Raw genomic sequence first — 13,369 nt, forward strand, 5'->3', positions numbered from 1 at the left:
GGGCGCGCCGCACCTACACCCGGGCCTCATCATGACGACGCCTCCGCCCCCGGCCTTCCCGCACCGGCACCTCCTCGGCATCGAGGGCCTGACCCGGCCCGATATCGAGGTGCTGCTCGACGCCGCCGAATCCGCCGTCGACATCTCGCGGCAGGTGGAGAAGAAGCGCACGACCCTGCGGGGCCGCACGCAGATCAACCTGTTCTTCGAGCCCTCGACCCGGACGCAATCGTCCTTCGAGCTCGCCGGGAAGCGACTCGGCGCCGACGTCATGAACATGTCGGTGGCCTCGTCCTCGGTGAAGAAGGGCGAGACCCTGATCGACACCGCCGCGACGCTCAACGCCATGCGGCCCGACATCATCGTGGTCCGCCACGAATCGGCCGGCGCGGTGCACCTGCTCGCCCGCAAGGTCGATTGCGCGGTGGTCAATGCCGGCGACGGCGCCCACGAGCACCCGACCCAGGCGCTCCTCGACGCGCTCACCATCCGCCGCAACAAGGGCCGGATCGAGGGGCTGCAGGTGGCGATCTGCGGCGACGTCCTGCACTCGCGGGTGGCGCGCTCCAACATCATCCTGCTGCAGGCGATGGGCGCGCGGGTCCGCCTGATCGCGCCCTCGACGCTGCTGCCCGCCGGCATCGAGCGCTTCGGCGTCGAGACCTTCACCGACATGCGCAGGGGCCTCGTCGGCTGCGACATCGTGATGATGCTGCGCCTCCAGCGGGAGCGCATGAACGGCTCGTTCGTGCCCTCGGTGAAGGAGTATTTCCGGTACTTCGGCCTCGACGGCGAGAAGCTGGCGCTCGCCAAGCCCGACGCCCTGGTGATGCATCCGGGCCCGATGAACCGCGGCGTCGAGATCTCCTCCGAGATCGCCGACGGCGCGCAGTCGCTGATCCGCGAGCAGGTCGAGATGGGCGTGGCCGTCCGCATGGCCGTGCTGGAGGCGCTGGCGCGGCACCTGCCGAACGGGTGAGGCCGCGACAACGGGTGAACCCCGGACAAAGCCGGGCGGCCTTCACCCGCCCCGCTTGCCCGCGGGGCGGCCGTAGCGCAGTTTCCTGCCGAAATCCGGCCCTGATCCGTATAAGGGGCCGTCGTAACATGCAGATCGCTTCATGACCGCCTACACGCTCGCCGACCTCGCCGCCCTCGTGGCGAGCCGCGCCGGGACCGATCCGGCCACCTCCTACACGGCCAAGCTCCTGTCCGAGGGACCCGCCAAGGCGGCCAAGAAGCTCGGCGAGGAGGCGGTGGAGGCGGCGATCGCGGCCGTGCAGGGCGACAAGACCGGGCTGCGGAACGAGGCCGCCGACGTGCTCTACCACCTCGTCGTGCTGCTCCGGGCCGGCGGCGTCGAGCTCGACGCCGTCATGGCCGAGCTGGAGCGCCGCACCGCCCAGAGCGGCATCGCCGAGAAGGCCGCGAGGCGCCCCGCGTGAACGCGGCCGCGCTGCCGGGCTCGGTCGAGGCGATCCTCGAAGCGTCGGACCGGCTCTCGCCGTATCGCCGCTTCAGCCGCGAGGAATGGGCGCAGCTCCGCGCCGACACGCCGCTGACCCTCAAGCAGGAGGATCTCGAGCGGCTGCAATCGATCAACGACCCGATCTCGCTGGAGGAGGTGGAGGCGATCTACCTGCCGCTGTCCCGCCTGCTCGCCCTCTACGTCGCGGCGACGCAGGGGCTGTTCAAGGCGACGCAGCGCTTCCTGCTGGCCGAGCGCGAGACCAAGGCGCCCTACATCATCGGGCTCGCCGGCTCGGTGGCGGTGGGCAAGTCGACGACCGCCCGCATCCTGACCGCCCTGCTGGCGCGCTGGCCCAACACCCCGAAGGTCGACCTCGTCACCACCGACGGGTTCCTGCTGCCCAACGCCGAACTCGCCGCCAACGGGCTGATGGAGCGGAAGGGTTTCCCGGAGAGCTACGACACCGCCGCGCTGCTGCGCTTCCTCCACGACGTGAAGGCCGGCCACAAGCGCGTGACCGCGCCGCTCTACTCGCACCTCGTCTACGACCGGGTGCCCGGGGAGGAGCGGGTGGTGGAGAGCCCCGACATCCTGATCGTCGAGGGCCTGAACGTGCTCCAGCCGGCGCGGCTGCCGCGGGACGGGACCGCGATCCCGTTCGTGTCCGACTTCTTCGACTTCTCGATCTATCTCGACGGCCACGAGGACGACCTGCACCGCTGGTACGTCACGCGCTTCATGAAGCTGCGCCAGACGGCGTTCCGCGATCCGCGCTCCTACTTCCGGAAATACGCCGGGATCCCCGAGACCGAGGCGCTCGACATCGCCGACCGGCTCTGGACGACCATCAACCTGCCGAACCTGCGCGAGAACATCGTCCCGACGCGCCAGCGGGCGAGCCTGATCCTCACCAAGGGCGCGAGCCACCGGATCGAGAGCGTGGCTTTGCGGCGGCTGTAGGCCGGTTCGGGGCTCCAGACCGCACCCTCCTTCGAGGCCTCCGCTCCGGCACCTCAGGATGAGGGCGCGGGTGGGAGCAGCCCGCTCACGCGAATGGAAATTCCGCCTCCGCCACATACGGACCACCGCCGGTCGAGTCCCGCGCCGAGAACAGCGTCACCCGGTCCAACGTGTAAGTCAGCGGCGCGAAGACCGGCGCCTGCGACAGGTACATCGCGGTCGCCTCCGGCGTGGCGTCGCGCCGCAGCCGGGCCAGGGTCACGTGCGGGGTGAATTTCCGCCGTTCCGGCTCGACCCCGGCGCGGCGCACGAGCCGCTCCTGCTCGGCCTGGAGATCCATCAGCCCCGCCTCCGGCACCACCGACGCGTAGAGCGCCCGGGGCCTGTCGCCGCCGAAGATGCCGAGTCCGTCGAGCGTCACCGTCAGGGCCGGGCGCGCCCGCATCTCCGACAGGGCCTCGACGACGTCGTCGGCCACGGTCGCCTCCACGTCGCCGAGGAAGCGCAGGGTGACGTGGAAATCGCCCGGCTCGATCCAGCGGGCGCCGGGCAAGCCGCCCTGGTAGACCTTGAGCGCCTCGGCGATCTCCGCCGGCACGGCGAGCCCGGTGAACAGGCGCGGCATCAGCGCACCGGCTGCTGGCGGATTCGGTCCAGGAACGCCTCGACCGTGGGCGCCATGCGGGCCGCGATGGTCTCCACGCCCTGCCGGTTCGGGTGGATCATGTCGTCGAGGTGCTGCGCCCGGTCGCCGATGATGCCGTCGAGGAAGAACGGGTAGAGGGTCAGGCCGTAGCGCTCGGCGAGCGCCGGGTAGATCGCGTCGAACCGCGCCTTGTAGTCGGGCCCGAGATTGGGCGCGGCCTGCATGCCGGCGAGCAGGACCGGGATGCCCCGCGCCTTCAGCCGCTCGATGATCGCCGCCAGCGCGCCCTCGGTGACCTTCGGGTCGGTGCCGCGCAGCATGTCGTTGGCGCCGAGCTCGAGGATCACGCCGGCGGTCCCGTCCGGGACCGACCAGTCGACCCGGTCGAGGCCGCCCGTGGCGGTGTCGCCGGACACGCCGGCGTTGGCCACCGTCACGTCCTGGCCCCTGGCCTTGAGCAGGCGCTCCAGCACGGTGGGGAAAGCGGCGTCGGCGGGGAGGCGGTAGCCGGCGGTCAGGCTGTCGCCGAGGGCGACGAGCTTGATCGGGCCGCCCGGGGCGGCCCGCGAAACTGTCATGAAAGGGACCATCAGGAGCGCTAGCGCTGCGGCATACAGGGCCGTGCGCCGGAACACACCGCGCCCGTCATGGCGTGGCCCCAATGCGGGACCCATATCGCGGTGCACCCGCGGCCGGTACAGCCAGGATCGACCCCACGTGAGGACCTCGCGCGCCATGCTCGTCATCGCCCACAGATCGGCTCACCGGTGAGCCAAGGCAAGGTGCTGCGCGAGCCCGCGATCGCGCTGTCGAACATCGACCTCAGCCTCGGCCGAGGCGCCGCCCGCGTCCACGTCCTGCGCGGCATCTCGCTGACCGTCGACCGGGGCGAGGCGGTCGGCCTCGTCGGCCCGTCCGGCTCCGGCAAGTCGACGCTGCTGATGGTCATGGCCGGGCTGGAGCGGCCGGATTCCGGCGGCGTCGTCATCGAGGACACCGACCTCGTCCGGCTGGACGAGGACGCCCTCGCCCGGTTCCGCGGCCGGCGGATCGGCATCGTGTTCCAGGCCTTCCACCTCGTGCCGACCATGACGGCGCTGGAGAACGTGGCGCTGCCGCTGGAACTCGCCGACCGGCAAGGCGCCCTGGAGCGCGCCCGCGCCGAGCTGGAGGCGGTCGGCCTCGGCCACCGGCTGCACCATTACCCGGCGCAGCTCTCGGGCGGCGAGCAGCAGCGCGTCGCCATCGCCCGGGCGGTCGCCCCGGACCCGGCGATCCTGGTGGCCGACGAGCCCACCGGCAACCTCGACGAGGCCACCGGCCGCCAGATCGTCGACCTGCTGTTCCGGCTGAAGCGGGACCGCGGCGCGACGCTGGTGCTGGTCACCCACGACAACGGCCTCGCCCGCCTGTGCGACCGCACCGTGCGCCTGCGCTCGGGGCGGATCGAGGAGGCGGTGGCGGCCTGATGCACGGCACGATCGCCCGTCCCGACCCCGCGCCCCGCCGGATCCCGCTGACCCTGCGCCTCGCGCTGCGCGAGTTGCGGGCCGGGCTCAACGGCTTCGCGGTGTTCCTCGCCTGCATCGCGCTGGGCGTCATGGCCATCGCGGGGGTGGCCTCGATCTCGCGCTCGCTCTCGGACGGGCTCGGCCGGGAGGGCCGGCGCATCCTCGGCGGCGACCTCGCCTTCAACCTCATCAACCGCGAGGCGACCGACGCGGAGAAGCAGGCCCTCGCGCGGGAGGGCCGCCTCGACGTGGTCGCCTCCCTGCGGGCCATGGCGGTGGCGCCGGGCGGCGACGCGGCCCTGGTCGAGCTGAAGGCCGTCGACCCCGCCACCTACCCGGCCGCGGGCGACCTCGCGACCGACCCGCCGGGCCGCCTCGCCGACCTGCTGGCGGAGCGCGACGGGGTGCCGGGGGCGCTCGCCGACCCGGCGCTGCTCACCCGCCTCGACGTCAAGGTCGGCGACCGGATCGGGCTCGCCGGGCACGCCGTGGCGATCCGCGGCACCATCGTGTCCGAGCCCGACAAGATCGCCGGCGGCATCGGCTTCGGGCCGCGGCTGATGGTCTCCGAACCGACGCTCCGCGCCACCGGCCTCGTCCAGCCCGGCAGCCTCAACCGCTGGAGCTACCGCCTCATCCTCCCGCCCGGCACGCCGGACGCCGATCTCGACGCCGCGCAGGCCCGGATCCGCGCCGCGACCCCGGAGGCCGGCTGGGAGATCCGCTCGCGGACCAACGCCGACCCGCGCTTCGCCAAGAGCATCGAGCGCTTCACCCAGTTCCTGACCCTGGTCGGGCTGACCGCGCTGATCGTCGGCGGCGTCGGGGTCGGCAACGCCGTCCACGCCTTCGTGGAGCGCAAGCGGCCCTCGATCGCGACCCTCAAGAGCGTCGGCGCGCCGGGCTCGCAGGTGGTCGCCCTCTACCTGACGCAGGTGATGCTCATCGCCGGCCTCGGCACCCTGATCGGCCTCGTCATCGGCGCGAGCCTGCCCTTCCTGCTCGACGCCCTGTTCGCCGCCGACCTGCCGCTGCCGCTGAACCCGACGCTCGCCCCGGGCGAGCTCGCGCTCGCCGCCGCCTACGGGCTGATCACCGCCTTCGCCTTCGCGATCACGCCGCTCGGCCGCGCCCACGACGTGCCGGTCTCCGGCCTGTTCCGCGACACGGTCGACCCCGCGCGCGTCAGCCCGCGCTGGCGCTACCGGATCTGGCTCGCCGCCAGCCTCGCGGCCCTGGTCGGCCTGTCGGTGGCGACCGCCTTCGACCGGCGCGTGGCGCTGATCTTCATCGCGGCCGCCGCCATCGCGTTCGGGCTGCTCCATCTGGTGGCGCTCGGGCTGATGGCGCTCGCCCGCCGCATGCCGCACCCGCGCTGGCCGGCGCCCCGGATGGCGCTCGCCAACCTCCACCGGCCCGGCGCGCTGACGCCGGCCATCGTGCTGTCGCTCGGCCTCGGCGTGACGCTCCTCGTGACGCTCAGCCTGATCGACGCCAACGTCCGCCGCACGATCAGCGCGACCCTGCCGGCGCGGGCGCCCAATCTCTTCTTCCTGGATATCCCCTCGCGGGACGCCGCCCAGTTCCGGGAGTTCCTGGCCCGCGCGGCCCCCAGCGGGAAGATCGAGGACGTGCCGATGATGCGCGGCCGGATCGTCGCCCTGAACGGCGTGCCGGCGAGCAAGATCCGGCCCCCGGAGGACGCCGCCTGGGTGCTCGACGGCGACCGGGGCATCACCTACGCCGACACGGTGCCGGACGGCTCCAGCCTCACCGAGGGTGCGTGGTGGAGCGCCGAGCAGGGCGCGAAGCCTCTGGTCTCCTTCGAGGCCGACCTCGCCCGCCAGCTCGGGCTGAAGCTCGGCGACACCGTGACGGTCAACGTGCTCGGCCGCGACCTCACCGCGACGATCTTCAACCTGCGCCGGGTGGAGTGGCGCAACCTCGGCATCAACTTCGTGATGGTGTTCTCGCCGGGCACCTTCCGCGGCGCGCCGCACTCGGACCTCGCCACGCTGACGCTGCCCGGCGGCACCGACGCGGCCGCCGAGAACCGCGTCCTGCGCGACGTCGCGAAGACCTTCCCGTCGGTGAGCGCCGTCCGGGTGAAGGACGCGCTGGACGCGATCGGGGACCTCGTCGGCCGGCTGGTCCTGGCGATCCGCGGGGCGAGCGCGGTGGCGGTCCTGGCGAGCCTGTTCGTGCTGGCGGGCGCCATCGCGGCCGGGCACCGGGCGCGGCTCTACGACGCCGTCGTGCTGAAGGTGCTGGGCGCGAGCCGGGCGCGGCTGCTCACCGCCTACGCCCTCGAATACGCCGCGCTGGGGCTCGCCACGGCCCTGTTCGGCCTGCTGGCCGGGTCGCTCGCCGGCTGGGTGATCGTCGCCAAGGTCATGCACCTCGACTTCCGCCTCGACCTCTCGGGCGCGCTGGTCGCGGCCGTGGCCGCCGTGGCGCTGGCGATCCTCCTCGGGCTCGCCGGCACGTGGCGGATCCTGGGGCAGAAGCCCGCGCCGTATCTCCGGCAGATCTGACGCGCGCCGGCGCGCGCGGGCCCGGCCTCGGTGCCGGACCCGAGGATCACCGCCGCGCGTCCGGAGCGCCGGCGCCGCGCGGAGCGCCGGCACGACGCGACAGGCCTCGCCGTCCAGCCGCGGGCCGGTCTTGCGGGCGCCGCAGCCGCTCCGTATCCGGCGAAGGCCGCGATCGGGGCCGCGGAGCGCGATGGAGCGCGATGAACCGCGCCTCGTCCGTGTGCGCGGGACGCGGGCCCTCGATCGTCGCGGCGGACAGCGCCCGGTCGACGGCGGCCCGGTCGACGGCGGTCCGGCCGGGAGTCGGTGCCCTCGGTCCGCAGGGGAGGGGCGTCCCGCCGTCGGGCGCGGCGCTCACGGATCGTCGCGCTCGGCGGTCCGCGCGCAGTCCTCCGCCGATTCGGGGCCGACCAGGGCGAGGACCGCCTCGCCGAAACGCCTGCGCGCGCCCGGGTCGAGGCGGCGCAGGTGGGCCCCGACCAGCGTCAGCAGCCGCTCCGTCTCCCGCTCGACCGTCAGCCGGTCCGCAGGTCCGCGGCGCTCGGACTCGTAGAACGCCTCGACCGGCAAATCGAGGGACTGCGCAATCCTGTTCAGCGCGCGCGCGGCGGAGGATTCCGTCTTCCTGTCGGCAATCGTGCGTAGAAATTCGAGCCCGTTCTCATCCATGGCGGTCCCTCGAATCACTCGCGACGGAGGATAATTTCCCAACCGTGACAAGGGGTGCCCTGCTGAAGGAATATTCGCAAGTGAACTCTTTGTCATTCTGCAGCAAGATCGGTACGGAGCTGGACATTCGAGCTTCGGCCGGTCAGGGGGGGCGCCCAGAATGCGCATCAACGTCATCGACGGCACCGCGGAGAACGCCGACCGTCTCCGCGCGGCCCTCGACGCCTCGTGCGTCGTCGGAGCCTGGGAGTGGGACCACGTCCGCGGCGTGGTCGTCTACGACGCGGGCGCGGCCCGGCTGCTGACCGGCAATCCCGGCCTCGCCGACCGTCCGATCAACGGACCGATGGCCCTGGCCGCGGTGCACCCCGAGGACATGACGTGGCTGATGGACCACATGCTCCGGGCCGTCTGGTCCAGCGGTCTGGTCCTGGCCGAGTACCGCGTGTTCACGGCGGACGGCTCCGTGCGCTGGCTCCTGAGCCGCGGGCGGACCCACCGGAACGGGGACGGCCAGCCGCAGCGCTCGCACGGCATCCTGATGGACATCACGGAGATCCGCGACGGCGGCGACCGCTACGTGGTCGGCAAGCCCATGGCGGGCGGAGACCCGCTGGAGCGGGCGGCCGCCCTCGCCGTCGCGCTCAAGGAGACGCTCACCGACGACATGCCCGCCGAGGTGCGGGCCGCCGCAGACCTGATGCTGCTGGGTCTGGGCCGCACCCTCGCCCGCCGGATGACGCACTGAGCCGCCCCTCCGGACAAGCCAGCCTCCGCCAGATTCCGCGCGCCGGAGACCGGTTCTCGGCGGCCGCGGGTCGCCCGCGCAGGCTCGAACTCGCCGCGCCGCGGCGGTCCGCACCGGAGAAATCGGCACGCGCGCGGGCGCACGTGGCATAAGGAAGCCGTTAAGACTTCGCGCAGGGGCGTCGAAACGCCTGGATGGCGGCAACCGTCAGTCGAATAATCCGGCGACGGAGCGGAATGCATTTTAATCCCGGCCCGGATGGACAAAAATACATCAACCGGACACGGAAAAGCGGTCCCGGAACCGTGGCCGGGGACTTGTGTCGCGGCGGCGGGCGCAACATATTCCACAGCGAGGCGCCAGCCTGGCGCCAGAGGTCCTGCGTGGGCCTCGCCCGAACACCACGCTGAGAGAGCCTCCGCAAGGAAACTCCCATGGCATTCGAGAACAGCCCCTTCCGGTACGGCGCCCAGCAGCCGACCGGCTACGCCGGCACCCAGGTCGAAGTCGACCAGGGCCTGCGCACCTTCATGCTCGGCGTCTACAACAACATGGTCGTCGGGCTTGGCATCTCGGGTCTCGTCGCGCTCGGCCTGAACATGGCCTCCGTGGCGGCCTACCAGGGCACCCGCCCGATCCTGACCCCGTTCGGTCAGACCCTCTACCTCAGCCCGCTGAAGTGGGTCCTGATGCTCGCCCCGCTGGCGTTCATCTTCGTCTTCTCCATGCGGATGGACCGGATGTCGGCCTCCTCCGCGCGGACGATGTTCTGGGCCTTCGCGGCGGTGATGGGCGCCTCTCTGTCCTCGCTTCTCCTGGTGTTCACCGGGGGCAGCGTGGTGCAGGTGTTCTTCATCACGGCGGCGGCCTTCGGCTCGCTCAGCCTCTGGGGCTACACCACCCGGCGCAGCCTCTCCGGCATGGGCTCGTTCCTGATGATGGGCCTGATCGGCATCATCCTCGCGTCGCTGGTGAACATCTTCTTCGCCTCGTCGGCCCTCCAGTTCGCCATCTCGGTGCTGGGCGTGCTGATCTTCGCGGGGCTGACCGCCTACGACACCCAGAAGCTCAAGGAGATGTATCTCTACGGCGGCTTCGACGGCGAGATGGCGGCCAAGATGTCGGTGAACGGCGCCCTGACGCTCTATCTCGACTTCATCAACATGTTCCAGTTCCTGCTGAGCCTGATCGGCGACCGCCGCTGAGCCAGCCCGAACGGCGAGACGTGGAGACCCCGGCGGGCGACCGCCGGGGTCTCTTTTTGCCTGGCCCCCGTGCGCGGACGCGCTAGGCTCGGGCCATGCCCGCGATCTCCGGACTCTCCGCCTTCCCGATCACCCCGAGCGACGCCGACGGCCGCGTCGACGCCGGCGCGCTGCGCCGGCTGCTGGAGCCCCTGGCGGCCGCCGGGGTCGACTCGATCGGCCTGCTCGGCAGCACCGGGACCTACGCGTATCTGAGCCGGGAGGAGCGGCGCCGGGCGGTGACGATCGCCGCCGAGACCGTGGGCGGACGGGTGCCGCTCCTCGTCGGCATCGGCGCCCTGCGCACCGACGAGGCCGTCCGCCTCGCGCAGGACGCGCGGGCGGCCGGCGCGGATGCCGGGCTCCTCGCCCCCGTCTCCTACACGCCGCTCACCGAGGCCGAGGTCGAGGCGCATTTCGCCGCCGTGGCGGAGGCGGGCGGCCTGCCCCTCGTCCTCTACGACAACCCCGCGACCACGCATTTCCGCTTCACGCCGGCGCTGATCGGCCGGATCGCCCGCCGCCCCGGTATCGTGGCCGCCAAGTGCGCGGCGCCGGAGCCGGCGCAGGCCGCGTCCGGCGTCGCGGCCCTGCGGCAGGCCGTCCCGGCGGGGTTCCCCGTCGGCTTCAGCGGCGACTGGAACGTGACCGAGGCGCTGATCGCCGGCGGCGCGGCGTGGTTCAGCGTGGCGGGCGGGCTGTTCCCCCGGACCTGCTTGGCGATCGTCCGGGCCGTCGCGGCGGGCGAGGCGGAGCGGGCCCGCGCCCTCGACGCGGAGCTGGAGCCCCTCTGGACGCTGTTCCGGACGCACTCGAGCCTGCGGGTGGTCTACGCCCTGGCCGATCTCATGGGCCTGTGCCACGCCGAACCGCCGCGGCCGATCCGGCCCCTCGCGCCGGAGGCGGTGGCCGAGATCGCCGCGACGGTCCGGAGCCTGTCCCTGGCCTGAGCGGCCGCGTCGCGCCGGACGTTCCGGGCCCGCGCGTCACCCGGAGCCTGCCTGCGCGCGCGGTCAGACCGCCGTCGGCGCCGGCTCCAGCACGGCGAGCACCCGGGCGAGTTCGGTGCCGCGCTTCAGGATCTGGCCGCTCGCGGCGACGACCGCGTAGGCCCCCTGGCGACGGGCGAGCCGGGGATCCTTCTCGATCCGGTACAGCGGCATCTCGGAGGAGCGGCGGTAGATCGAGAACACCGCCTTGTCCCGGCGGAAATCGAGGGCGTAGTCGCGCCACTCGCCCGCGGCGACCTGCCGGCCGTAGAGATTGAAGATCGTGCGGAGCTCGTCCCGGTTGAAGGCGATCTGCGGAGGGGCCGCGCGGGCGGGGAAGGGAATGACATGGCCCGCCGCTTCGTCGGGCCTCGACCCGGCGCTCGTCCTCTCGGTCATCACGGCTCCCGTGCATCGATGCTTTACCGGATGATGGGCCTCGCCGCCGCGGCCCGCAAGGGTCGCGGCCGGGGCGGCGGCAGGCGTGTCCCGCGAGACACGCCCAAGCGACAAAAAACACGGTTTGGCCCGATTCACGCCTTTTGCAGGCCGCGTTGCAGCGCGACAACAGGCGTCGAACCTCGCCGGGTTCTGCCCGGTCGGCGACCGACACCCAGCTCCCCAGCCATCGGTCGCCGCTCGGGATCCCAGGATCCGGCACTCCGAGGTTTCGAGACCCAAGACTTCAGGCCGCCCCTCGGGCGGCCTTTTTTCTGTTTCCCGTCGGGCCGGAGTTGCGGCTATGCCAGCCGCACCATGGGCCCGCCCGCCTTCGACGCCGCCTTCCTGCACGACCTCGACGCGCTGTTCGCGTGGCGCCGCGACGTGCGCCGCTTCCGGACGGATCCGGTCGACGAGGCCGCCCTGCGCGCCTGCCTCGCGGCGGCCCACCACGCCCCCTCGGTCGGCAACAGCCGGCCCTGGCGCTTCGTGCGCGTCGCGGATCCGGGACGGCGCCGGGCGGTCGCGGAGAACTTCGCCGGCTGCAACGCCGCCGCGGCCGCCGGCTACGCGGCGGACCGGGCCGCGCAGTACCGCGGGCTGAAGCTCGCCGGCCTGCGGGAGGCGCCGGTCCACCTGGCCGCCTTCTGCGACGCGGCCACCGAGACCGGCCTCGGCCTCGGCCGGGCCAGCATGCCCGAGACCCTGGCCTACTCGGTGGTGGGGGCGGTGCAGTGCTTCTGGCTCGCCGCCCGGGCCCGCGGACTCGGCGTCGGCTGGGTCTCGATCCTGGAGCCGGAAGCGGTCACGGGGATCCTGGCCGTGCCGGAGACGTGGCGGCTCGTGGCCTATCTCTGCGTCGGGTACCCGGTGGAGGAGCATCTCGACCCGGAGCTGGAGCGCCACGGCTGGCAGCCGGAGGACCGGCGCGGCAGCGAGCTCCACGAGCGCTGAGACGCGCTCGGGCGCGCTCCGGGACCCGCAGGGCGGCCCGGCTGCCCGGCAACCGCCCGTACACCCTGGATCGTGGTTGCTCTTTTACCGTGGCCCGCGGATCCGCAGTATGACGCCGCATCAACCATAGCTTTTCTCGGAACGGTAAGCTCGGCCGGGGATTACTTGCCCGCGTCAAGTCTAGCTTTGCGAGGATCGCGGTGATGTCGGGTCGGGTGGCGGCTCTATTCGGTTTGGCCGGCGCGATGCTGGCCGGTTGTTTCCAGGCTGCGCAGGCGCGCGAGATCGTCCCCTTCGCGAACGGCGTCGCGCCGGGCTCGGTGGTGATCAGCGTGTCGCAGCGCAAGCTCTACCTGGTGAACGGCGACGGCACGGCGATCCGCTATCCCGTGGCGGTGGGCCGTCCCGGCAAGCAGTGGTTCGGCATCAAGCCGATCGACGGCAAGTACGTCGCCCCCGCCTGGTCGCCCCCCGCGGAGGTGAAGCGCGACAACCCGCGCCTGCCGAACCTCATCGCGGGCGGCTCGCCGCACAATCCCATGGGGGCGGCGGCGATGACGCTCGCGGGCGGCGAGTACGCGATCCACGGCACCAACCGGCCGAGCTCGGTGGGCACCTACGCGTCCTACGGCTGCATCCGGATGTACAACCAGGACGTGGTCGACCTCTACGCGCGGGTCGATGTCGGCACGCAGGTCTACATGACCCACTGAGGCGGGCGGGGCTCACGCGGCCGGCGGGGCGGTCGCCTCGACGGCCGTGAAGGTCTCCAGGATCCGGTAGGTGTGCGCGGCGCCGGCCGGCACGCAGTAGGAGTCGCCCGGCGCGAGCGCCACGGTCTCGCCCTCCAGCACGAGCTCGGCCCGGCCGCTGACGACGTAGCCGACCGTCTCGTGCGCCGAGGTGGTCATCGGCTTGTCGGCGTTGGGCTCCTCGGCCCGCCACATGCGCATGCCGAGCCGCTCGCCGCGGGCGAGGGGGATCTCGCCGTGCGGTCCCGCGACCGCGCTTCGGGCCGATACTGTCGTCGCCATCTTGGCCTCCCTCGGGTGAACCTGCCCAACGGGGCCCGGCGCCCGACGTTCCGCGCCCGACAGCGCGACACGTTCGGCAAGCCCCGCGCCGGGGCGCCGCTTGACGGCCCGCGCCGCGCCCCGACAGGATGACGCACCGGTCCGAGAGGCGCCCGACAGAGGCGCGGG

General features: G+C 72.6%; 15 protein-coding genes. 10 read left to right on the forward strand and 5 right to left on the reverse strand.

What is annotated here, in order from left to right; translation table 11 throughout:
* Positions 1 to 31 precede the first annotated feature (31 nt).
* From BKE41_RS05955 to coaA, 3 genes are all read left to right on the forward strand, one after another.
* Positions 32 to 979 (forward strand): aspartate carbamoyltransferase catalytic subunit, encoded by a 948-nt coding sequence (locus tag BKE41_RS05955; protein ID WP_041372515.1) that lies wholly within the window; start codon positions 32 to 34, stop codon positions 977 to 979.
* 142 nt (positions 980 to 1,121) lie between these two features.
* A complete protein-coding gene (locus BKE41_RS05960) occupies positions 1,122 to 1,445 on the forward strand; it encodes a phosphoribosyl-ATP diphosphatase (RefSeq protein WP_024830843.1) in 324 nt (107 codons plus the stop codon).
* A complete protein-coding gene (coaA, locus tag BKE41_RS05965; protein WP_012318014.1) occupies positions 1,442 to 2,431 on the forward strand; it encodes a type I pantothenate kinase in 990 nt (329 codons plus the stop codon). Before BKE41_RS05960 ends, coaA begins: the two co-directional genes overlap by 4 nt.
* Positions 2,432 to 2,516: 85 nt before the next feature.
* Here coaA and thpR read toward each other — a convergent pair whose 3' ends face one another.
* On the reverse strand, positions 2,517 to 3,056 hold the full coding sequence (gene thpR, locus BKE41_RS05970) for an RNA 2',3'-cyclic phosphodiesterase (protein ID WP_070998706.1): 540 nt from the start codon (positions 3,054 to 3,056) through the stop codon (positions 2,517 to 2,519).
* A complete protein-coding gene (locus BKE41_RS05975) occupies positions 3,056 to 3,655 on the reverse strand; it encodes an arylesterase (protein ID WP_059410012.1) in 600 nt (199 codons plus the stop codon). Before BKE41_RS05975 ends, thpR begins: the two co-directional genes overlap by 1 nt.
* A 207-nt stretch (positions 3,656 to 3,862) precedes the next feature.
* On the opposite strand from BKE41_RS05975, the gene BKE41_RS05980 reads away from it, so the two are divergent.
* A complete protein-coding gene (locus tag BKE41_RS05980; RefSeq protein ID WP_107088353.1) occupies positions 3,863 to 4,546 on the forward strand; it encodes an ABC transporter ATP-binding protein in 684 nt (227 codons plus the stop codon).
* Positions 4,546 to 7,122, forward strand: coding sequence for an FtsX-like permease family protein (locus BKE41_RS05985; protein ID WP_053622273.1), 2,577 nt, complete (start codon positions 4,546 to 4,548; stop codon positions 7,120 to 7,122). The genes BKE41_RS05980 and BKE41_RS05985 overlap by 1 nt, the downstream gene beginning before the upstream one ends.
* Positions 7,123 to 7,476: 354 nt before the next feature.
* Here the strand turns inward: BKE41_RS05985 and BKE41_RS05990 are convergent, their stop codons facing one another.
* Entirely contained in the window at positions 7,477 to 7,791 is a 315-nt protein-coding gene (locus tag BKE41_RS05990; protein WP_012318019.1) for a hypothetical protein, read from the reverse strand.
* Between the two features lie 160 nt (positions 7,792 to 7,951).
* Here BKE41_RS05990 and BKE41_RS05995 point away from each other — a divergent pair, with 160 nt between their 5' ends.
* The 3 genes from BKE41_RS05995 to BKE41_RS06005 all read left to right on the forward strand — a co-directional run bounded on the left by BKE41_RS05995 (position 7,952) and on the right by BKE41_RS06005 (position 10,733).
* A complete protein-coding gene (locus tag BKE41_RS05995; protein ID WP_029360557.1) occupies positions 7,952 to 8,539 on the forward strand; it encodes a PAS domain-containing protein in 588 nt (195 codons plus the stop codon).
* A 434-nt stretch (positions 8,540 to 8,973) separates the two neighbouring features.
* Entirely contained in the window at positions 8,974 to 9,744 is a 771-nt protein-coding gene (locus BKE41_RS06000) for a Bax inhibitor-1/YccA family protein (RefSeq protein WP_012318021.1), read from the forward strand.
* A gap of 95 nt (positions 9,745 to 9,839) precedes the next feature.
* Positions 9,840 to 10,733: a dihydrodipicolinate synthase family protein gene (locus tag BKE41_RS06005; protein ID WP_070998707.1), complete on the forward strand. Its 894-nt coding sequence runs from the start codon at positions 9,840 to 9,842 to the stop codon at positions 10,731 to 10,733.
* A gap of 63 nt (positions 10,734 to 10,796) precedes the next feature.
* Here the strand turns inward: BKE41_RS06005 and BKE41_RS06010 are convergent, their stop codons facing one another.
* Positions 10,797 to 11,171 (reverse strand): DUF2794 domain-containing protein, encoded by a 375-nt coding sequence (locus tag BKE41_RS06010; protein WP_012318023.1) that lies wholly within the window; start codon positions 11,169 to 11,171, stop codon positions 10,797 to 10,799.
* A 357-nt stretch (positions 11,172 to 11,528) separates the two neighbouring features.
* Here BKE41_RS06010 and bluB point away from each other — a divergent pair, with 357 nt between their 5' ends.
* Positions 11,529 to 12,167: a 5,6-dimethylbenzimidazole synthase gene (gene bluB / locus BKE41_RS06015; RefSeq protein ID WP_024830835.1), complete on the forward strand. Its 639-nt coding sequence runs from the start codon at positions 11,529 to 11,531 to the stop codon at positions 12,165 to 12,167.
* 203 nt (positions 12,168 to 12,370) lie between these two features.
* A complete protein-coding gene (locus tag BKE41_RS06020; RefSeq protein WP_012318025.1) occupies positions 12,371 to 12,880 on the forward strand; it encodes a L,D-transpeptidase in 510 nt (169 codons plus the stop codon).
* 12 nt (positions 12,881 to 12,892) lie between these two features.
* Here the strand turns inward: BKE41_RS06020 and BKE41_RS06025 are convergent, their stop codons facing one another.
* Positions 12,893 to 13,201 carry a cupin domain-containing protein gene (locus tag BKE41_RS06025; protein ID WP_012318026.1) on the reverse strand — a complete coding sequence of 103 codons (309 nt, stop codon included), beginning with the start codon at positions 13,199 to 13,201 and terminating at the stop codon, positions 12,893 to 12,895.
* Between the last annotated feature and the right edge of the window lie 168 nt (positions 13,202 to 13,369).

Source organism: Methylobacterium sp. C1, assembly GCF_001854385.1.
GTDB classification, from domain to species: domain Bacteria; phylum Pseudomonadota; class Alphaproteobacteria; order Rhizobiales; family Beijerinckiaceae; genus Methylobacterium; species Methylobacterium radiotolerans.

What these genes read in the sequence shown, in the direction of transcription:
- BKE41_RS05955 (WP_041372515.1), top strand. Translation starts at nt 32, where the DNA reads ATGACGACGCCTCCGCCCCCGGCCTTCCCGCACCGGCACCTCCTCGGC.
- BKE41_RS05960 (WP_024830843.1), top strand. Translation starts at nt 1,122, where the DNA reads ATGACCGCCTACACGCTCGCCGACCTCGCCGCCCTCGTGGCGAGCCGC.
- thpR (WP_070998706.1), bottom strand. Translation starts at nt 3,056, where the DNA reads ATGCCGCGCCTGTTCACCGGGCTCGCCGTGCCGGCGGAGATCGCCGAG.
- BKE41_RS05975 (WP_059410012.1), bottom strand. Translation starts at nt 3,655, where the DNA reads ATGACAGTTTCGCGGGCCGCCCCGGGCGGCCCGATCAAGCTCGTCGCC.
- BKE41_RS05985 (WP_053622273.1), top strand. Translation starts at nt 4,546, where the DNA reads ATGCACGGCACGATCGCCCGTCCCGACCCCGCGCCCCGCCGGATCCCG.
- BKE41_RS05990 (WP_012318019.1), bottom strand. Translation starts at nt 7,791, where the DNA reads ATGGATGAGAACGGGCTCGAATTTCTACGCACGATTGCCGACAGGAAG.
- BKE41_RS05995 (WP_029360557.1), top strand. Translation starts at nt 7,952, where the DNA reads ATGCGCATCAACGTCATCGACGGCACCGCGGAGAACGCCGACCGTCTC.
- BKE41_RS06000 (WP_012318021.1), top strand. Translation starts at nt 8,974, where the DNA reads ATGGCATTCGAGAACAGCCCCTTCCGGTACGGCGCCCAGCAGCCGACC.
- BKE41_RS06005 (WP_070998707.1), top strand. Translation starts at nt 9,840, where the DNA reads ATGCCCGCGATCTCCGGACTCTCCGCCTTCCCGATCACCCCGAGCGAC.
- BKE41_RS06010 (WP_012318023.1), bottom strand. Translation starts at nt 11,171, where the DNA reads ATGACCGAGAGGACGAGCGCCGGGTCGAGGCCCGACGAAGCGGCGGGC.
- bluB (WP_024830835.1), top strand. Translation starts at nt 11,529, where the DNA reads ATGGGCCCGCCCGCCTTCGACGCCGCCTTCCTGCACGACCTCGACGCG.
- BKE41_RS06020 (WP_012318025.1), top strand. Translation starts at nt 12,371, where the DNA reads ATGTCGGGTCGGGTGGCGGCTCTATTCGGTTTGGCCGGCGCGATGCTG.
- BKE41_RS06025 (WP_012318026.1), bottom strand. Translation starts at nt 13,201, where the DNA reads ATGGCGACGACAGTATCGGCCCGAAGCGCGGTCGCGGGACCGCACGGC.